The sequence below is a fragment of the Halomonas getboli genome, assembly GCF_023094245.1.
GTDB lineage: Bacteria > Pseudomonadota > Gammaproteobacteria > Pseudomonadales > Halomonadaceae > Halomonas > Halomonas getboli.
This window is the reverse complement of record NZ_JALMEW010000004.1, coordinates 143,667-163,159: the sequence shown is the minus strand read 5'-3', so window position 1 is coordinate 163,159 and position 19,493 is coordinate 143,667. Positions and strand designations below refer to the sequence as shown.

The window sequence follows — 19,493 nt, the reverse complement described above, 5'->3', positions numbered from 1 at the left end:
ATGAACGATCTCGCCACTCGCGACGACGCGCGTCGCCATGAAGACAGCATCGACGTCCAGGGCCTGGAGCGGCTGATCCACAGCCACGCCAACCACCTGGATGCCGACGAGGACTACTGGTTCCGGCTGCGCGGCCACAGCCTCAACCCGCTGGTGGACGCCGCCAGCTCGCTGCTGGGCATGGTGGTGCGGGTTCGCCAGCTCGACCGGCTCGATGACATCGATCGCCTCTACCGCCAGGTCGTCGACGAGATCGCCGCCATCGAGGTCGAGCTCACCGAGCAGGGCTACGATCGGCCGACCTTGTTGGCCTACCGCTACGTGCTGTGTTCGTTCATCGACGAGGCGGTGATGAGCACCGGCTGGGGCCAGCAGAGCCAGTGGGCCGGCCACTCGCTGCTGGCACGCTTCCACAACGAGACCTGGGGCGGCGAGAAGGTCTTCTCGATCCTCTCGCGGCTGCGCCAGGAGCCGCGCCGCTATCGCGACCTGCTGGCCTTCATCTACCTGTGCCTGTGTCTCGGCTTCGAGGGGCGCTACAAGGTCATGCCCCACGGCCGCGAGGAATACGAGCAGATCCTGCGCGAGCTGGGCGACCAGCTGGTGGCGCTCGAGGAGCCCGGCGAGGACGAACTGACCCGCCCGCTGGACAACGTGCTCGCCGCGGCGCGCCGCCAGGGCGATGGCCTGCCGCTGTGGGGCATCTTCGCGCTCTTCGCGCTGGCCATGGCGCTGGTCTACGTCGGCTTCTCGTGGACGCTGGGCGAGCAGGCCGACCAGGTTGGCCTGCTGCTGGAACGCATCATCGACTAGCCGCCGGGCGGGTCGAACCACCGCTTGCTTACGATATCGAGGGAGACACCATGCTCAGGGTAGAGCTACCGGCACTGATCGGCCGACTCAACGCCATCGCCCGCCAGGCCCTGGAAGGGGCCGCGTCGCTGTGCGCCGAACAGCAGGCGCCGGAGGTGGGCGTGTCCCACCTGCTGCTGGCCGGCCTCGACCAGCCGCTGTGCGACCTGCGTGTGCTGCTCGAGGCCGAGGACATCGAGCCCGAGGCGCTGCGTCGCGCCCTCACCGAGGACGCCCGCCCGCCGCGTGACCTGGAGGTGACCACGCCGAGCTTCTCGCCGCTGCTGATCGAGGTGCTGCAGGACGCCTGGCTGCTGGCCAGCACCGAGTTCGGGCATCGCGAGCTGCGGACCGGGGTGATCTTCACCGCCCTGCTGCACCACGCCGAGCGCTATCTGGGCCCCCGCGGCGAGCGGCTGCTGGCCGGCATCAACCGCGAACGGCTGCGGCGCGACTTCGCCCGCCTGACCCGCGAGTCCGCCGAGGCGGCCAATGCCGCCGAAGACGAGAGCCAGCGGCCGGCCCCGGCCCGAAGCGCGGGCGACGACAGCGCGCTGGCGCGCTTCGCCACCTCGCTCACCGAGCAGGCGCGCCGCGGCGAGCTCGACCCGGTGCTGTGCCGCGACCCCGAGATCGACCAGATGCTCGACATCCTCGGCCGCCGGCGCAAGAACAACCCGATCGTGGTGGGCGACGCCGGGGTCGGCAAGAGCGCCGTGGTGGAGGGCCTGGCGGCGCGCATCGTCGAGGGCCGCGTGCCCGCGGCGCTGGCCGGCGTGGAGCTGATGTCGCTGGACCTCGGTGCGCTGCAGGCCGGGGCCTCGGTCAAGGGCGAGTTCGAGAAGCGCTTGAAGGCGGTGATCGAGGAGGTCAAGGACGCGGCCGTGCCGACGCTGCTGTTCATCGACGAGGCCCACACCCTGATCGGCGCCGGCAACGCCGAGGGCGGCGCCGACGCCGCCAATCTGCTCAAGCCGGCGCTGGCCCGCGGCGAGCTGCGCACCATCGCCGCCACCACCTGGCGCGAGTACAAGAAGCACATCGAGAAGGATCCGGCGCTGTCGCGGCGCTTCCAGCCGGTGGCCCTGGGCGAGCCGGACGTGGAGCAGGCGCTGATGATCCTGCGTGGCCTGCGCGACGTCTACGAGTCGACCCACGGCGTGCTGATCGGCGACAGCGGCCTGCGCGCCGCCGCCGAGCTCTCGGCCCGCTACCTGGCCGGCCGCCAGCTGCCCGACAAGGCCATCGACGTGCTCGACACCGCCGGCACCCGGCTGGCCCAGGCCCTGGACACGCCGCCGCGCCGCCTCAGCCATCTGATGAGCGAGCAGCTGGCCGCCCGTCGCGAGCACGACCAGCTCGAGCGCGAGGCGCTGCTGGGCCGTCATCCCGACGCCGCCCATCGCGACGCCCTGGCCGAGCGGCTGGCGCGGCTGGACGAGGAGCGCGAGACCCTGGAGGCCGCCTGGCGCGAACAGCGCGAGTGCGTCGACGCCATCCTGACCCTGCATCGCGAGCTGCTCGACGGCGCGGAAGACGACGCCAGCGATGGAGAGAGTCACGAGACGGAAGGCGAGAACGAGAGCGCCGACCAGGCGCGCGCTCGCCGCACCGCCGCGCTGGCCGAGCACGAGGCTCGCCTCGCCGAGCTGCAGCGCGAGTTCTCGCTGGTCAACCCCAGCGTCGAGGAGGCCCAGATCGCCCAGGTGATCGGCGACTGGACCGGGGTGCCGGTGGAGCGCATGACCCGCGACGAGCTGTCTCGCCTCACCGAGCTGCCCGAGGAGCTGGGCCGGCTGATCAAGGGCCAGGACCTGGCCGTCGAGCGCCTGCATCGCCACCTGCTTACCGCCCGCGCCGACCTGCGTCGCCCCGGGCGTCCGCTGGGCGCCTTCCTGCTGGTCGGCCCCAGCGGCGTGGGCAAGACCGAGACCGTGGTGCAGATTGCCGAGAGCCTCTACGGCGGTCGCCAGTTCCTGACCACCATCAACATGTCCGAGTATCAGGAGAAGCACACCGTCTCGCGGCTGATCGGCTCGCCGCCCGGCTACGTGGGCTTCGGCGAGGGCGGCCTGCTGACCGAGGCGATCCGCCAGCGGCCCTACTCGGTGGTGCTGCTCGACGAGGTCGAGAAGGCCCACCCGGACGTGCTCAACCTGTTCTACCAGGCCTTCGACAAGGGCGAGCTGGCCGACGGGGAAGGGCGCGCCATCGACTGCCGCAACGTGCTGTTCTTCATGACCTCGAACCTCGGCTATGACGCCATCGTGCGCCACGCCGACGACCGCGCGGCGATGGACGAGGCGCTCTACCCGGTGCTGGCCGACTTCTTCAAGCCGGCGCTGCTGGCGCGCATGGAGGTGGTGCCTTACCTGCCGCTGTCGCGGGACATCCTTCACGACATCGTCGGCGCCAAGCTCGAGACCCTGGCCGGCCGCATCCGCGACCGCCATCGCCAGGCCGAGGTGGTGCTGGCACCGGCGCTGGCCGAGGCCATCTGCGAGCGCGCCACGCGCAGCGAGAACGGCGCGCGGATGCTCGAGTCCGTGATCGACGGCGAGCTGTTGCCGCCGGTGTCCCGGGCGCTGCTCGAGCGCATGGCGCGTCGCGAGCCGGTGAGCCGCGTCGCGCTAGGCGTCGACGAGCACGGTTTCACCGCGGAGGTCGGCTGAGGTGAGTGATCACGGCGTGCTCGATGCGGCCCACGGCGAGGCCCCGGCGCTGGCCGGCATGGCCGAGGCGCTGCGGCTGGTCGAGGGCCATTCGCCCGAAGAGCTGCGCCGGCGCGGGCTCGCGCTGCTGCGCGAGCGGCTGGGGCTGGCCTGGGCACGCTGCCTGTTCCTCGACGCCAGCGGCCGCTGGCTGGGCGAGGACGGCGATGACGCCTGGCTGGCCTGCGACGACTTCCGCCATCCCTATGCCCATGCCATCCGCCGCGGCGAGGCGATGAACCTGGGGCTCGGCGAAGCGCGGCTGCGGCTCGATCATCCCGCTTTCCAGGCGGCCACCGAGGGGCTGCCGGCGGCCTGGCGGCTGTCGGTGCGTCCACTGCGGGCGCGGGACGGCAAGCGCGAGTGGCTCGGGGTGCTGGCCCTGGCGGGCCCCGCCGAGCGGCTCGCGCCGCTGGCCGAGTGCGACGACTTCCTGGCCTTCGAGGCGCTGCTGTGCCGCCTGTGGGCCTGGCTGGCTCGCCAGCGCGACGAGCGTCGCCACCAGGCGCGGCTGCGCGACTCGCTGGCCGAGGCCAACGACGGCGCCCGGCGCCGTACCCTCAGCGAGCGCCTCGCCCAGCGGATTCTCGGCGACTCGCCGGCCATCGGCGCGCTGCGCGACCAGCTGGTACGCGCCGCCGAGACCCACCTGGCGGTGCTGCTGCAGGGCGAGACCGGCACCGGCAAGGAGCTGGTGGCGCGCGGCATCCACGAGGTTTCGGCGCGCAGCGACGGGCCCTTCATGGCGATCAACTGCGCGGCGATTCCCGAGAGCCTGCTGGAGGCCGAGCTGTTCGGCCACGTGAAGGGCGCCTTCTCGGGCGCCGAGCGCAGCCGAGAAGGGCTGTTCGGCCAGGCCGACGGCGGCACCCTGTTCCTCGACGAGATCGGCGACATGCCGCTGGCGCTGCAGGCCAAGCTGCTGCGCGTGCTCGAGTCGGGGCGCTATCGTCCCCTCGGCGGCGACAGCGAGCGGCGGGTCGACCTGCGCCTGGTGGCGGCGACACATCAGCCGTTGCACCGTCGCATCCGCGAGGGCGCCTTCCGCGCCGACCTCTACTACCGCCTCGGCCAGTTCCCGCTCACGCTGCCTGCGCTGCGCGAGCGCCGCGAGGACATTCCCGGCCTGGCCCAGGCCTTCGTCGACGACTTCTGCCGGCGCGAGGGCCGCGAGGACATCGGCCTGGGGCGCGCGGTGCTGCGCGCCCTCGAGGCGCGGGACTTCCCCGGCAACGTGCGAGAGCTCAGGAACCTGATCGACTACGCCTGCGCCATGACCCGCGACGGCGAGGACATCGCCCCCGAGGCGCTGCCCGACGAGGCGCCTGCGGAGGCGGCGGCCGAGAGCGAGGTCAAGGTCAACGACGACGTCACGCCGACGCCGGCGGCCGAGCAGGACGACGTCTTCGACCTGCGTCGGGCGCTGCGCGATTACGAGGCGACGCTGATCCGCCAGCGCCTGGCGCGCTTCGACGGCAACCGCACCCTGGCCGCCGAGAGCCTGGGCCTGCCCAAGCGGACCCTGGCGCACAAGTGCCGACAGCTGCAACTGGATAGCCCATGAACGTGAACGATCGATTCCTCGCTCGGCCCTCCTTGTGGCACCGGCTGGCCGGCCTGGCCCTGCTGCTGGCCGCCGGGCTGGCGCCGGCCGCGAGCCAGGCCCGGAGCGATGTCGAGGACAGCACCCCGGCGTCGCGCCTGCAGGCCGCCGAGGCCTGCGCCGAGCAGCCCTCGCGGCTGGGCCGGCTCGAATGCTACGACGGCCTGTTCCGCGACCGCCCCGAGACGGTGACGGACGAGACGCGCTCGCCGCTGTGGCGCGCCGTGGCCGCCCAGGAGGCGGCGCGTGACGCCGATGACGTCGGCGTGATGACCCGCGAGACCGCCGACACCGTGCTGATGAGCGCCCCGGCGCTGGGCACGGTGCCGCCGCGCCCGCTGCTGGTGATCAGCTGCGATGACGCCATCACCCGCTTCCAGCTGCACCTCCACGAGCCGCTCGAGGGCTCGCGGGTGTCGCTCAGGCTGGAGGGCGAGGGTGTCGCCCTCGACCAGACCTGGCGGGTGCTCGACGGCGGCCACGTGATCAGCGGCGGGCGCGGGCTGCCGGCCATCGGCACCCTGAAGCGCCTGCTGGGCGGCGACCGCCTGCGGCTGTCGAGCGACACGGCGGTCGTCGACGGGCTGCGCTTCGATCTCGACGGCTGGCGCACGGCGATCGCGCCGCTGCGCGCCATGTGCCGCTGGTAAGGGGAGAGACGACATGCGCATTACCCAGCCCCATCAGCTCGAGCCGCTGCTCGCGCCTTTCGCCGAGGGCGTCGGCGCACCGGTGGCCGATCACGAGGACTACGACTGGCTCGACGAGCAGATGATGAAGGTCGGCTCGCTGCAGCACGGCGAGGTCGACTGGAGCGGCGCGGAGACCCGCGCCGCGCGGCTGCTCGCCGAGACCGGCAAGGACCTCAAGGTGCTCGGCCACCTGCTGCACTGCCTGCAGCACGACGGCGATCCGGCGCGCTTCGCGCTGTCGCTGGAGCTGCTGGCCGGCGCGCTGGACGCCTGGTGGGAGGCCGCCTATCCCTTCGCCGGCCCGCGCGGCAAGCGGGCCCGGCCCAAGCTGTTCCAGCAGTTCACCCAGCGCGCACTGTCGCTGGCCGGCGGCCTGGAGTTCCTCGGCGCCGCCGAGGATCACGCCGCCTGTCGTGAGGCGCTGGAGCGGCTGCGCGAGCAGGCCGCCGGCCATGAGCTGCCGGACGAGGCGCTGGCGGACCTCTCGCGAACGCTCGATCAGGCCACGCCCAGCGCCGAGTCGCCGTCGGCAGCCGGCGACTCGCCGGCGCCCGCGGGCGGTGGCGAGGCGAGCCGCTCGGCGGCGCCGGCCGCCGAGGCCGAGCCCGCGGCGCCGAAGGCCCCGGAGGCGCGGCTCGAATCCGGCAACGATCGCGGCAACCGACAGGCGCTGCTCAAGATGGCCGACTTTCTCAACGAGCAGTCGCCGGGCGAGGCGCTCGGCTATCGGCTGCGCCGCCACGCGGTATGGCACGCCATCCAGGGCCTGCCGATGACACGCGACGGCCGCCGCACCGAGCTGGCGCCGGTCTCCGCCGACCGGGTCGCCGAGTACCGCGAGGCCGCCGCGGGTCGGCCGACGGCGGAGGACTGGCGGCGCATCGAGAACAGCCTGGCGCTCAGCCCCTACTGGCTCGAGGGCCATCGGCTGAGCGCCGAGGTGGCACGGCGGCTCGAGCAGCCGCGCTGCGCCGAGGCGATCCGCGACGAGACGGCGCGCTTCGTCGACCGCCTGCCGGGCATCGAGGCGCTGACCTTCAGCGACGGCACCGCCTTCCTCGACGGCGAGACGCAGACCTGGCTGACGGACGTGGCCGGGCCCGGGGCGCCGGCGGCGGCCATGGGCGGCGGCGATCCCTGGCAGGCCGGCCTCGAGACGGCCCGCGAGCGGCTCGCCGAGGAGGGGCTGGCGGAGGCGCTGGCGGTGCTCGACGAAGGCCTGGCGGCGGCGGCATCGCCCCGCGAGGGCGTCTACTGGCGCCTGGCCAGCGCCGACCTGTTGCACGAGGCCGGCCTCGCCGCGCTGGCCCGGCAGCACTATCAGGCATTGCAGGACGCCGTGGCGAACCTCGCGCTGGAAGGCTGGGAGCCGGCGCTGCCGGCCCGCCTGGCGGCGGCACTCGAGGCATGACACGCGGCGATCCGACGGAATCGACAGGGACGAGGGAGCAAGGCTCATGTGGAAACAACTGAAGGCGGGGCTGAGCCGCTGGATGCCGGGCATGTCCCAGGCAGACAGCCAGCTCAACCAGGCGCGGGGACATGCCAACAAGGCCAAGGGCCTGAAGCGGCTGGGTTCCTGGCTGTGGGGGCTGCTGGTGGTCGCGCTGCTGGTGGCGATCTGGTGGCTGGGGCCGCAGTGGGAGGCGTTCGACAGCCGCCCGCTGGGCCCTTGGCTCAACCGCCTGCTGGCCAGCCTGGCGCTGCTGGGCGTGGTGGCGGTGGTGTGGGGCATCCGCCTGGCGCGGCGCCTGCGCGCCCTCGACGAGGAGCGCCGCCAAGAGTCGCAGCGTCAGCAGGACCCGGTACTCGGCCAGATCGAGCGCCAGGAAGAGAGCCTGGACGCCACCCTGCATGAGCTCACCGACAGCCTCGGCGGCGGCGCCAACGCTCGCTACAAGCTGCCCTGGTACCTGGTGATGGGCGTCGAGAACGCCGGCAAGACCAGCCTGATCAATCGCTCGGGCCAGAACTTCGCCCTGACCCACGTGATGAAGGCGTCCGGCCAGGGCAAGCGCAGCCGGCTGGGCTTCGACTGGTGGATCGGCGACAAGGCGGTGCTGATCGACCCGGACGGCGAACTGCTGACCCAGGGCGCGCTGCAGGGCGGCGAGCCGGCCGAGCTCGAGAGCCGGCTGTGGGATCACTTCGTCGACTGGCTGGAGCGCCATCGCTCGCGGCGCCCGCTGGACGGCGTGGTGCTGGTGCTCGACCTGGCGCGGCTCAGCGACGCCGAGGTAGCGGTTCGCAAGGCCTACGCCTCGCTGCTGCGCGCCCGGTTGCGCGAGCTGATGGAGCGCCACGGCAGCCGCCTGCCGGTCTACGTCACCTTCAGCAAGATGGACCTGCTGCACGGCTTCGACGACTTCTTCCGTCACTACTCCCGGGCCGCGCGTCGCGCCCCGCTGGGCTTCACCTTCTCCGCCGCGTCCCTCGACAAGCCCGGCCGCTGGGAGGAGGAGTTCGCCGAGGCCTATGACGGCATGCTCGAGCGGCTGAACCAGACGCTGCCGACCCTGCTGGCCGAATGCCGCGATCGCGACGAGCGCGAGGCGGTGTTCCGCTTCGTGCGCCAGCTGGCCGGCCTGCGCGACGTGCTGCTCGGCTTCATCGGCGAGGCGCTGTCCAGCGACCGCTTCTCCACCGCGGCCATGGTGCGCGGCGCCTACTTCACCTCGGTCTACCAGCAGGGGGTGCCGGAGGACCCCTTCGTCGACGCCGCCGCGCGGCGCTACGGCATGAGCGACGGCGTGCAGCCGGCCCACCGGGCGACCAGCTCGGCGCTGTTCTTCACCGAGGAGCTGTTCGAGCGCATCATCTATCCGGAGTCGGGGCTCGCCGGCGACAACGCCCGGGCGGCACGCCGCCGCCATCGTCTCCGCCGCGCCAGCGCGCTGGCCTGCCTGTTCGGCGGCGCGGCCCTGGTCGGCGGCTGGTACCACTTCTACGACAAGAACCATCAGGCACTGGCCGCGGTGGAGGACAAGGCCGAGGCCTTCCTCGCCGTGCGACCGAGCCACTGGCAGAGCGACGATCCCACCGGCCGGGCGCTGCTCGAGCCGCTGGATCGCCTGCTCGGCGCCACTCAGGAGTTCGGCGACTACCGTTCGCGGCCCTGGCTGCTGGCCGACATGGGCCTCTACCAGGGGCACGCGCTGGGCGTCGAGGTCGACAATGCCTATCTGCGTCTGCTCGAGCAGCAGTTCCTGCCGGCGCTGATGATCGGCATCATGGACGACATGAACCGCGCGCCGGACGGCAGCAACGACAAGCTGGCGCTGCTGCGCATCCTGCGCATGATGTCCGACGCCAGCGGCCGTCAGCCCCAGCGCGTGCACGACTTCATGGCCGACCGCTGGCAGGCGGCCTTCCCCGGGCAGGGCGATGTCCAGCGCCGCCTGCTGGCGCACCTCGACTACGCCCTGGCCTACACCGATCTGGCTGGCCACGCCGAGGCCGGCACGCTCGGCGCCCGCGAGGCCATGGCGCCGCTCGAGGGCAGCATCGAGGCGGCCCAGCAGGAGCTCGCCCGCCAGCCCATGGCCGAGCGCGTGTACGCCTCGCTCAAGGCCGGCTTCTCGCACGGCAGCGCCGCGCCGCTGGACCTGCGCTCGAGCGTCGGCTCGGCCTTCAGCCTGGTGTTCATGGCCCGCAACGACGAGGCCGAGCGGATGCGCATCCCCGGCCTGCTGACCCGCAACGGCTTCGAGGGCTACTTCCTCGAGCGGCTGGATCAGGCCACCGAGCTGGCGCTGATCGATACCTGGGTGCTCGGCCAGCGCGACGACATCGACGTCAGCGAGGCCGACCGCCGGCGCCTGCAGGAGGCGCTGCGCGAGCGCTACGCTAGTGACTATCACGTCACCTGGCGCGAGGCTCTGGCCGATATCCGCCTGGTGCCGTTGCCCGATATCCACCAGGCGGTGGTAGTGGCGGATGGCCTGCTCGGGGCCAGCCGTCCGCTGGACCGCCTGCTGGGCGAGGTCTCTGAGCAGACCCGCCTCTATCCGGAGCTGCCGGCGGACGACGAGGCCGCGCGCCAGGCCCTGCAGCAGTCGCCGCGCTATCGCCTGGCCAGCGAGATCGCGCGCCACTTCGCCGACCTCAATGCGCTCAGCGAGTCGCGCGGTGACAATCCCTCCAATCTCGACGAGATCAAGGACGCCGTCGGCGACCTGCGTGACTACCTGCGCCAGGTCGACGAGGCCGGCGACCGTGGTCAGCAGGCCTTCCTGCTGGCCCGTGACCGCCTCTCGCTGCAGGGCGGCGATTCGATCGCGGCGCTGCAGCGCATCGCCGAGGACACCCCGGCGCCGGTGGGCGGCATGCTCGAGAGCCTGGCCGACCAGAGCTGGCAGCTGCTGATGGAAAGCGCGATCCGCCATCTGGAAAGCCAGTGGATGGACGAGGTCGTGGTGCCCTTCCAGCAGCGCCTGGCCGGCCGCTATCCGCTGGCGCCCCAGGCCGCCCGCGAGGTGTCGCTGGCCGACTTCGAGGAGTTCTTCGCCCCGGACGGCACCCTGGACGCCTTCTACCAGCAGAACCTCAAGCCGTTCATCGAGGGCGCGCCGGAGGCCCTGCGCAACGCCGAGGGCGACTCGCTGCTGCGCCAGGGCGTGCTCGACGCCGTGCAGCGCGCCGAGCGCATCCGCGAGGCCTACCTCAACCGCGACGGCGTGCTCGACGTGCCCTTCAGCCTGGAGCCGCTGAGCCTCAGCGCCGACAAGCGCCGCGGCGTGATCAGCGTCGACGGCCAGCTGATCGACTACGCTCACGGCGCCAGCCGCCGGGTGCCGATGATCTGGCCCAACGGCCTGCGCGACAGCAACGAGAGCCGCGTCACCCTGGTGCCGAGCCAGGTCAACCGCTCGCCGCGCACGCTGCGCCGCGATGGCCCCTGGGCCTGGTTCCGCCTGCTCGACGAGGCCCAGCTGACCGGCGCCGGCGAGCGCGAACTCGAGCTGAGCTTCCAGGTCGACGGCGGCAGCATGCGCTATCGCCTGGTCGCCGACGGGCCGCGCAATCCCTTCACCCGGTCGCTGGTGGCAGGCTTCCGCCTGCCCAGGGCGCTCTACGCCGACGGAGGGCAGGACGATGCTGACGACGCTTAAGCGCTGGCTGGGCGCGTCGCCGAGCCGGCCCGCCGTGGTCCCCGCCGTCGACCCCGCCGTCGACCCCGAGCCGCCTGAGGCGGCCCCGGGGCTGGTGGAGGCCAAGGTGGAGGACATCCCGCTGCTGCTCGAGGCCGCGCGTCGCGCCGAGGAGGAGGGGCTGTCCCCCTGGGTGCTGCGCGACGAGAGCCGCCTCGAGACCCTGCGCCGCTCGCTGGAGTTCGTGGTCCATCGCGGCCTCTGGCTGCAGCGCGAGGCCGACCGGGTCGCGCACTGGCAGGGCCGGCTGCTGGCGCTTCGCCACGGCGACGGTCCGGTGCTCGGCATGCTGCTGGTGTGCCGGCGCGACGACGAGTCGGCCTGGCAGCTGCGCTTCTTCTTCATCGCTTCGGAGTGGCAGGGCCGCGGCCATGGCGCCCGGCTGCTGCTGGCCGCCCGGCGCGAGCTGATGGGCACGCCGCTGCAGACCCGACTGCCACTGCAGGGTGCCGCCCCGGCCAGCCTGGCGGCGGCAGGGTTCCGGCGCATGCATGTGGACGCCGGCGGCGTGGCCAGCTTCGAGGCCCCGGTAGAGTGGAACGATCAACGCGAACGCACGCGCGGCGCCTGAGCGGCGGCGCGCTTCGCAAGGAGGACGCATGGGACGCAAGTTCGTATTGCTGGGGGATCTCGGCACCGACCACGAGGGCTTTCCGCCCACGCCGGTGATCGCCGGCAGCCCGACGACGATGATCGACGGCAAGCCGGTGGCACGCCTGGGCGATCCACTGGAGCCCCACGACAAGCCCAACCACGGCCCCCACCCGCGCGCCATCGCCGCCGGCTCGGGCAGCATCCTGGTCGACGGCAAGCCGGTGGCGCTCACCGACCACGCCGTGGACTGCGGCGGCGTGGTGATCGGCACCGCCAGCGGGGAGGGCAGCTGACATGGCCGACCGTAGCGGACTGCAGTTCACCCTGAGCCTCACGGGGGCCGAGGACGCCGACCTGGCCGTCGTCGACTTCACCCATGAAGAGGCGCTCTCGTCGCCCTTCCACCTGCGGGTGAGCTTCGCCAGCCGGGCCGCCGACCTCTCGCCGGAGGCGCTGCTCGACCGCCCGGCGAGCCTGACCGTGTGGCAGGACGGCGTGGCCCAGCGCCGGGTCCACGGCATCGTGGCCGAGTTCGGCCGCGGCGACCGCGGCCATCGCCGCAGCTTCTACGAGGCGGTGATCCGCCCCTCGCTGTGGCGGCTCTCGCTGCGCCAGAACTCGCGCATCTTCCAGCGCGTCTCGCCGCTGACCATCCTAAACACCCTGTGCGAGGAGCGCGGCCTGACCGACGTGGCCTTCGCGGTGACCCGCGAGCCCGCCGAGCGCGAATACTGCGTACAGTATCGCGAGACCGACCTCGAATTCCTCGAGCGCCTGGCCGCCGAGGAGGGGCTGTTCTATTTCCATGAATTCGAGGACGCCGACCTCGGCGCCCACCGGCTGGTGTTCGCCGACGATCCCCAGGTGCTCACCGGCCTCGGCGAGCGCAGCTATCACCACCGCGCCGGCGGCACGCCGCCCCAGCGCCACCTGCGGCGGCTGACCCAGACCGCCCGGGTGCGCCCGGCCCGGGCCCAGCTCAAGGACTATTCGTTCAAGCAGCCGGCCTATGCGCAGCTGCATGACCAACAGGGCCAGCGGCTGGAACAGCACAGCCAGCGGGAAGACTACGAGCACTACGACTACCCGGGCCGCTACAAGGCCGACGCCTCCGGCCAGGCCTTCACCCGCCATCGCCTCGAGCACCTGCGCCACGACGCCCTGACCCTCGATGGCGAGAGCGACCTGCCGGAGCTTGCCCCGGGCGCGCGCTTCACCCTGGCCGATCATGACGTCGGCGAGTTCAATCGCGGCTGGCAGGTCATCAGGGTGGTCCACCAGGGCGATCAGCCCCAGGCGCTGGGCGAGGACGCCGTGCAGGCCGACGGCATGACCCGCTACTACAACACCCTGAGCCTGACCCCGGACGATGCCGCCTGGCGCCCCGAACCCCGGCCCAAGCCTCGGGTCGACGGCCCCCAGGTGGCCTTCGTGGTCGGCCCCGAGGGCGAGGAGATCCACTGCGACGAGCACGGCCGGGTGCGCTGCCAGTTCCCCTGGGATCGCTACGCCGAGCCCAACGAGACGGCCAGCGCCTGGCTGCGCGTGAGCCAGGGCTGGGCCGGCGGCGGCTACGGCATGATGGCGATTCCGCGCATCGGCCACGAGGTGATCGTCTCCTTCCTCGAGGGCGACCCGGATCAGCCGCTGGTCACCGGACGCACCTACCACGCGGTCAATACGCCGCCGTATTCGCTGCCGGAGTACAAGACGCGCACCGTGCTGCGTACCCAGACCCACCAGGGCGAGGGCTTCAACGAGCTGCGCTTCGAGGACCAGCACGACCAGGAACAGATCTGGCTGCACGCCCAGAAGGACCTGGAACTGCTGACCGAGAACGACCGCACCGAGGAGATCCGCCGCGACAGTCACCTGGCCGTGAAGCGGGATCGCATCGGCGAGATCGACCGCGACGACCACCACACCGTGCACGGCGAGCGGCGCACCCGGATCGACGGCGACGACCACCTCAGCGTGGGCCAGACCCGCCACGAGAAGATCGGCCGTTCCCAGCTCGTCGAGGCCGGCAGCGAGGTGCACCACAAGGCCGGCATGAAGGTGGTGGTCGAGGCCGGCGCCGAGATCACCTTGAAGGCCGGCGGCAGCTTCGTGAAGCTCGACCCCAGCGGGGTGACCATCGTCGGCCCCAGCGTGAAGATCAACTCCGGCGGCAGCCCCGGCAGCGGCACCGGGCAGAGTGCCCAGGCGCCGATCTTGCCGGGGGAGGTCGAGCCCGCTCCGCAGTTCACACCGGTCAAGGCACCGCAGCACGCCGCCCTGTTGCAGCAGCAGGCGCTGTGTCCGGTCTGCGAATCCGGCAGCAATGGATAAAATGGATAAGCGGTTATGAGCGAGCGCTGGCCCCAAGACTGGCCGTCATGGGAAAGCGGATTCGATTGGCCCGAAGCCGGGAAGGTGTTCCTGCTGCTCGATGGTGTTCGAGTGAAGGAACTGGCCCGGCGCCTCTACGAGTGGTCGGAAGGCGATCTGGAGGCGGACCTGCTGTACGCTGGCACGCCATGGTCCGAGGTGGTCGAGGTGTCGCCGTGGCTGGTGCAGCTCAGGGGCCCCGAAGACCCGATACTCGAGCGGTTTCTCAGCCAGGGTGCCGAGGCGGAATGGGGCTATCTGATCCTTTCCTCATCCGAGCTGCTCGAGGTGGCCGATCATCTGCGCGAACTGATTCAGGTACGGCATCCCGTGGGCATTCCCATGCTGCTGCGCCTGGCCGACCCGGCGGTCATCTCGGCGCTGTTCACGGATGGCAGCTTACCGGAGCAGATACCCTGGGGGCCCATCGAGCGGTTGATATTGCCGGATGCAGTGCAGGAAACCTGGCAGGAAAGTGCACCCCAGGCGAGCAGAGAGCATGTTCGAGCCATCGGCGCATCGGATTATCGGCTCTCGGAGTCGCAGTTGGAGCGCATGCAAGCATGCGACCGGCGGCGGGACACCCGTCGGTTGATGGTTTTTGTCGATCAGCACTGCGAAGGCTGGTTGACGGTCACCGATCGTCCCCAGCGTTACGTGCAGTTGGCCGGCATCGTGCAGGAGGCGCGTGAGTTCGGGTTTTCCGCTCCTCGGGAATTGGGCCTGTTCTGCACACTGATGCAGCGCCTCGGGATCACTTCCTGGCGAGAGTCCGAGGACTCGGAAGCGTGGATGAATCTGCTGTGCGATCCAGGCCAAGGGAGCGGTATGGCACGGCTCGAGTCCGCCCTGGCGGCGGCTACCTCACCATCACGGACTGACGTTACGACATAGGGAGAATGTCTCATGGCAGCTTTCGAGCGACCCGCCGATGACCGCAATGACGCCTCGCTGGCGGCGTATGAAATGTCGTGCCGTGATAGCGAGGAAGGCGCGACGTGTCCACTGCTGGCGGGCAAGGTACAGCTTCTGCCCCTTCGCTATGGGCTAGTCGAGGAGCTGGAGCCAGGAGTGGCGATGCCCTATTCGCTGACGGCGCGACCGCTGGGCATCCGGCTGCTGCGCAACGGCTACCTCTATGTCCTCGATGATGAAACCCGTCAGCTAGACGAGTACGAGTTTCGCGACTTCGGAGGCACCATCACCGGTGGCAAGCTGGAGTATGAGACCGACCGCACACTCTACGTTTGCTTCTCCGAAGTCGAGTGGACGGCGGCCAAGCGCGCCCAGGTGACGGAGAGTGAAGAGGATCGGGATACCTTCATGCAGGCGATCGACCTCTCAGGCGCTAGCCCCGTCAGCGGTGGAGGCCAGCACCTGATCACTACCGCTCAAGCCGAGGAGTGGGTGGCGGAGTTTGCCGAGGATGCTCAGCTCGAGGTGCCGGAACAAGGCTATGAACGTGAGGCCCAGCCTTATTTCTGGGAAAACGAGCCTTACTATCACAAGTCACGGTTGGGCAAGCTGCTCAAGCAGCATGACGTCGAGGATCGTGACGAGGCCCTGTGCCTGATCGTGCGCGACGATATCGGCGTGATGCGAGACCTGGCCCACTTCCAGGACGAGGTCGTGGGTTGGGTGGAGGAGTGGGCCACGGGAAATGAGGGCCGAACCGAGCGGGATTACCTGCTGGGTTGCTATATCGAGTCACTGTCCCAGTTGCAGGACGCCTCGTTGGAGGACCTGCGCAAGGTGTCCGAGGACCCGGCCGTCCAGGCCATGTGGGATGATGTTGCTGCGATGGAGGAGCCTCGTCAGAGCCAGGTGCGACAGACTCTGCTCGACTTCCTCAATCAGGACAGCAGTACCGGTGAGCTACCGCAGCCTTACGATCCGGACCTGCCAGAAGACCTCAAGGCGCGCCTGCAGGAAATACGCGACGAGGCGAATCGCAGCAATGCCTATGGAATAGCCGCCCGTTTGCAGGGCGAGGTGCGGCGCTACTATATCGAGGAAAGCCTCAGCGAGAGTCTGGGGCGGGACTTCGTGGAGCAGCATGACGATGCTCTGCTCGCCATGAAACAGCAGCATAACGAGCGACTCAGGGCGCTATTGGAAGGTAGCCAGATCGGTGAGCGGGGCATCAACGATCTGATCGATCGCGAGCGGATGGACGCCTTTCTCGACGAGCAACGCCCGCGGTTGCAGCGCTGGAATGCCTCGCTCGACAAGTTGTCCGATGATCGAGCCGATATGCTGTGCAGCAACCGCTTCCACACCGCCGCTTGGTATTTTGATGCGCAGGATGCGGATCAGGTCCATGAAGGATTCAAGGCCCAATACGGATGCCTGAAGGATATCTGCCGCAACGACGAGGCGACCGAGCAGGTCGCCAACTGGCTGGAAGAGGTCCCGCACTATGATCGGCCGTTGTTCCATACCCTGCCGCTGGCCGACCAGAGCGACTTCATCGGCCAGTATTCGACGATTGCCAATGCAGGTTACGGGGCCGTGCTCAAGGCCAAGGACCTGTGGGATGAGCTCAACTCGATCGAGTCCGGGCAACTGCCGGCGGTCGATCAGCTACCCGAGGATACCCGGGTCATCGCCGAGAGCGCCCATCAGCCCATGGCGCCGGCAATTTCAAGGGGCATTGCCCAGGTCATGGACGAGTTCCTCCAGGGCATCAACCGTGACACGGTCCCCGACCTGGAGGATCTGTTCCGTCGCCTGCCCAAGGCGCTGCCCGCGCGAATCCTCGATGCCGCTCATCGTACGGGGGCCAGCTTCGTCGTGGCGTCACGCGAGGAGCTGGAGAGCTTCCAGCGCACCATGCAGCGCGTACTGGCGCTGCGGGAAGAGCTCGACGAGATTCGCAAGCGTCGCAATACCGTCAAGGCGACCGCCGGGCACCGCTCCCCCGAGGCGCAGAGCCTGCTCGAGGAATTCAAGCGTCTGCGACAGGAGCTGCAGACGGTTCATGAACCGAAACTCGCGCTTGCGCTAAGCCCCATCGAGGAACTTCCCGACGATAGCGTACGTATCGCCGGTGCGGCGCCGGGACGTGCCGGCCTGACGCTGGTACTGCCGGCGGCCCAGCAGGCCGAGATGGGCGGGTTGATCCGTAACATTCGACAAGGCGTTGCGGCGGCGCCCAAGGCGAGCCTGGTCGGGGATGGGCTTGGCTTAGTAGTATTTGCGGCTCAGCTATCGACGTTAGTTGAAACGTTTAGTCAGTACCGGGTACTTCGAGGTACTGATCAAGCTCTGACACTTCTTGATTTGGGTAAGGTTATTGCGGCAACAAGCTCTGCAGGGTTTCTTGCTGCCCAGGGTATTATGGATACCGCTCTGGGAGTCAGGTCGAAAGCGCTTGCAAACGCCCTAAATGCCACTGCTGCTCAAAGCGTAAATGCTGCTCTTGGAAAACTACATGTCTTGCTTGGTGGTTTGGCTTACTTCACAGGTATTCTCGCCTCGTATTCCAGCCTTTCTAGCCGTTATGGAACTTGGCAGGAGGCTGTTCGTAGTGGTGACCAAAGTGCTCAGAATGCTGCCATGGCCAGCATGGCAGGTGCCGGAGGCATGCTGGGTGCCAATGTCTATGGCTTGACCCATACCCTTCATACAGGCTTTTCCGTAGCTTTCCGCGGTGTCTCTTGGGCCGCCGCCGGAGCCCGCCTTGGATCGGTGTTCTGGCGCTTCAACCTCGTCGGGGCGCTGTTTACCGTGCTCGAGTTGGGAGGCAGCTGGCTGTATAACCGTTACAGCACCAGCCGCCACGATGACTGGCTGCTCACCACGCCCTGGAGTCAGGAGCCCGAACGGATCAGCGATGCCTCCCTCGACGAGTACCAATCCCGGCTCCAGGCTATCGCGCAAGCGCCAAGGATCAACGTCAGCATCGAGGAATTCGAGAGCTGGTGGAAGAATCGGCTCGAAGGCCCAAAGTCGGTGGACTTTGACCTCAGTATACTATCCATTAGCTTGCAAGATATTATCGCACCCTTCGGGGGTAAGCCGTCATCAATTCTCTCGCTGTCCTGCTATCGGGTGCGTTCGAATGCTGGGCCTGGCCCACGGGAATTTTGGGATCCAATAAGCGATCGACTCGATGGCCAACTCGAACTGGAGAATGGGCAGCCGCTGACGCTCCGCTTCCCCAAACCTGAGTCGGAGGGCTCGGGAGACTGGCGCTCCTATGATACCGTCGTGGCGATTCGGGTCGAGACCCTGGATAACGACGGCCAATATCGATCCACCGATTACCATATTCGCGTCTCCCCCGCCGGTGGAGAGGGCGTCTACACGCCATCGGAAGTGGCCGTGCGTGGCGAACCGGCCACCTGGCAGCGCATAGACCCGCTTCTTCTGACTTGATTCAAGGCATAATCATGGCATCCAACAAACCCCAGACGCCCCGCCCCGATATGGCCCAGTCTCATCGGGCCGGGGATATTGCGACCTTTCCTGGTGGTAAGGTCAGCTACCTGTCGCCGGTTCCCTTGCCCACGGGCGAAGCACCAGTGGATTTCAATCAGGCTATCGGTGAGGTGAACGATGCCTATCTGGATTTCGGGGGGAGCCTGCCAACGCCCTTTACCTGGCAGTTTACTCTAGGGATACCTTTCATAGGTTTTTTGATGACGGCGTTATGGTTTCCTGTATTCTCTGCATTGATGACTGCGACTTCAGAGTATCCTTTTTTAAGTGAGCTTAAGGTCTTCTTTCCTTTTTTTTTCGAGTGGGGGGCATGGGGGGGGGGGCTTACCCTTGCCTTGGCCTTGTTTATCAAAGCCCAATACCACTTCAAGTTCCGCAACGACGTCCCCACTCGCTTTCATCGCCAGCGCCGCGAGGTGGCCTTCGCGCCGGGCGGTGGCAAGCCGCCGATCGTCGTGCCGTGGGAAAGCGTAGCGGCCTGGGTGACCGAAGCCCAGGGCGCGACCCAGTACGGCGTGCAGCGCCAGTATGGCTTGGGGCTCGGCTTTATCGATCCCGAGACGGGGAAGCAGCATTTTGTCGAGCTCCAGCAGCCGGGCCGGCCGCTGGCGATGGGGCTGTGGGAGTCGGTGCGGGCCTACATGGAATACGAGGTGCATACCCGCGAGGAGATTCAGGATCCGAACGGCCTGCATCGCCCCGATGATCCGCCCTACGAGGGCGTGCATACCTTCCATCATGCCCGCCGCCGGCTGCATCGCCGCCATCGCGACGGCGAGATCGGCCTGTTCAAGGTGTCCATGTGGTACCTGTGGCACATCATCGACCTGTGGACGATTCCCTTCCATCTCGCCGAGTGGGAAATCCGCGCCATCCAGAAGGCCGGGCGCAAGACCCTGCCGGCGAGCCTCGAGGAATGGTCGCAGCCGATTCCCAGGGAGCAGTGGGCCCGGCCCAGCGAAGCACTCGAGCGCCTCTCGGCGGAAGTGCGCCGGCGTCACGCCCAGCAGCCCAACCGGCCGATCACCGCCATCTTCGCCGAGGTCTACGCCGAGGAGACGACGCTCCCGGCCTGAGG

Annotated in this window: 12 protein-coding genes; all 12 read left to right on the top strand. The window is 69.1% G+C overall.

Translation table 11 applies throughout. The features are described from left to right. The 12 genes from icmH to MYL53_RS10070 all read left to right on the top strand — a co-directional run bounded on the left by icmH (position 1) and on the right by MYL53_RS10070 (position 19,491). The gene (gene icmH, locus MYL53_RS10125; protein WP_247853664.1) at positions 1–813 is read left to right on the top strand and encodes a type IVB secretion system protein IcmH/DotU; all 813 of its coding nucleotides are present in this window, start codon (positions 1–3) and stop codon (positions 811–813) included. Between the two features lie 50 nt (positions 814–863). Beyond that, complete coding sequence (gene tssH, locus MYL53_RS10120) at positions 864–3,524, top strand: type VI secretion system ATPase TssH (RefSeq protein ID WP_247853663.1); 2,661 nt, start codon at positions 864–866, stop codon at positions 3,522–3,524. 58 nt (positions 3,525–3,582) lie between these two features. Then, positions 3,583–5,127 carry a sigma-54 interaction domain-containing protein gene (locus tag MYL53_RS10115; protein WP_282103505.1) on the top strand — a complete coding sequence of 515 codons (1,545 nt, stop codon included), beginning with the start codon at positions 3,583–3,585 and terminating at the stop codon, positions 5,125–5,127. Next, positions 5,124–5,816, top strand: coding sequence for a type VI secretion system-associated protein VasI (vasI, locus tag MYL53_RS10110; RefSeq protein ID WP_247853661.1), 693 nt, complete (start codon positions 5,124–5,126; stop codon positions 5,814–5,816). The genes MYL53_RS10115 and vasI overlap by 4 nt, the downstream gene beginning before the upstream one ends. A 13-nt stretch (positions 5,817–5,829) precedes the next feature. Beyond that, complete coding sequence (gene tssA, locus MYL53_RS10105) at positions 5,830–7,269, top strand: type VI secretion system protein TssA (protein ID WP_247853660.1); 1,440 nt, start codon at positions 5,830–5,832, stop codon at positions 7,267–7,269. Between the two features lie 46 nt (positions 7,270–7,315). After that, the gene (gene tssM, locus MYL53_RS10100; protein WP_247853659.1) at positions 7,316–10,969 is read left to right on the top strand and encodes a type VI secretion system membrane subunit TssM; all 3,654 of its coding nucleotides are present in this window, start codon (positions 7,316–7,318) and stop codon (positions 10,967–10,969) included. Beyond that, a complete protein-coding gene (locus tag MYL53_RS10095; protein ID WP_247853658.1) occupies positions 10,953–11,579 on the top strand; it encodes a GNAT family N-acetyltransferase in 627 nt (208 codons plus the stop codon). Before tssM ends, MYL53_RS10095 begins: the two co-directional genes overlap by 17 nt. Positions 11,580–11,607: 28 nt before the next feature. After that, entirely contained in the window at positions 11,608–11,895 is a 288-nt protein-coding gene (locus MYL53_RS10090) for a type VI secretion system PAAR protein (protein ID WP_046079160.1), read from the top strand. Position 11,896: 1 nt separating this feature from the next. After that, positions 11,897–13,933, top strand: coding sequence for a type VI secretion system Vgr family protein (locus tag MYL53_RS10085; protein ID WP_247853657.1), 2,037 nt, complete (start codon positions 11,897–11,899; stop codon positions 13,931–13,933). 15 nt (positions 13,934–13,948) lie between these two features. Beyond that, on the top strand, positions 13,949–14,866 hold the full coding sequence (locus tag MYL53_RS10080; RefSeq protein ID WP_247853656.1) for a DUF4123 domain-containing protein: 918 nt from the start codon (positions 13,949–13,951) through the stop codon (positions 14,864–14,866). Positions 14,867–14,878: 12 nt separating this feature from the next. Continuing rightward, positions 14,879–18,352 carry a toxin VasX gene (locus MYL53_RS10075; RefSeq protein WP_247853655.1) on the top strand — a complete coding sequence of 1,158 codons (3,474 nt, stop codon included), beginning with the start codon at positions 14,879–14,881 and terminating at the stop codon, positions 18,350–18,352. 404 nt (positions 18,353–18,756) lie between these two features. Then, positions 18,757–19,491, top strand: coding sequence for a hypothetical protein (locus MYL53_RS10070; RefSeq protein ID WP_247853654.1), 735 nt, complete (start codon positions 18,757–18,759; stop codon positions 19,489–19,491). Positions 19,492–19,493 lie beyond the last annotated feature (2 nt).

What these genes read in the sequence shown, in the direction of transcription:
- tssH (WP_247853663.1), top strand. Translation starts at nt 864, where the DNA reads ATGCTCAGGGTAGAGCTACCGGCACTGATCGGCCGACTCAACGCCATC.
- MYL53_RS10095 (WP_247853658.1), top strand. Translation starts at nt 10,953, where the DNA reads ATGCTGACGACGCTTAAGCGCTGGCTGGGCGCGTCGCCGAGCCGGCCC.
- vasI (WP_247853661.1), top strand. Translation starts at nt 5,124, where the DNA reads ATGAACGTGAACGATCGATTCCTCGCTCGGCCCTCCTTGTGGCACCGG.
- icmH (WP_247853664.1), top strand. Translation starts at nt 1, where the DNA reads ATGAACGATCTCGCCACTCGCGACGACGCGCGTCGCCATGAAGACAGC.
- MYL53_RS10115 (WP_282103505.1), top strand. Translation starts at nt 3,583, where the DNA reads ATGGCCGAGGCGCTGCGGCTGGTCGAGGGCCATTCGCCCGAAGAGCTG.
- MYL53_RS10090 (WP_046079160.1), top strand. Translation starts at nt 11,608, where the DNA reads ATGGGACGCAAGTTCGTATTGCTGGGGGATCTCGGCACCGACCACGAG.
- MYL53_RS10080 (WP_247853656.1), top strand. Translation starts at nt 13,949, where the DNA reads ATGAGCGAGCGCTGGCCCCAAGACTGGCCGTCATGGGAAAGCGGATTC.
- MYL53_RS10075 (WP_247853655.1), top strand. Translation starts at nt 14,879, where the DNA reads ATGGCAGCTTTCGAGCGACCCGCCGATGACCGCAATGACGCCTCGCTG.
- tssM (WP_247853659.1), top strand. Translation starts at nt 7,316, where the DNA reads ATGTGGAAACAACTGAAGGCGGGGCTGAGCCGCTGGATGCCGGGCATG.
- MYL53_RS10085 (WP_247853657.1), top strand. Translation starts at nt 11,897, where the DNA reads ATGGCCGACCGTAGCGGACTGCAGTTCACCCTGAGCCTCACGGGGGCC.
- tssA (WP_247853660.1), top strand. Translation starts at nt 5,830, where the DNA reads ATGCGCATTACCCAGCCCCATCAGCTCGAGCCGCTGCTCGCGCCTTTC.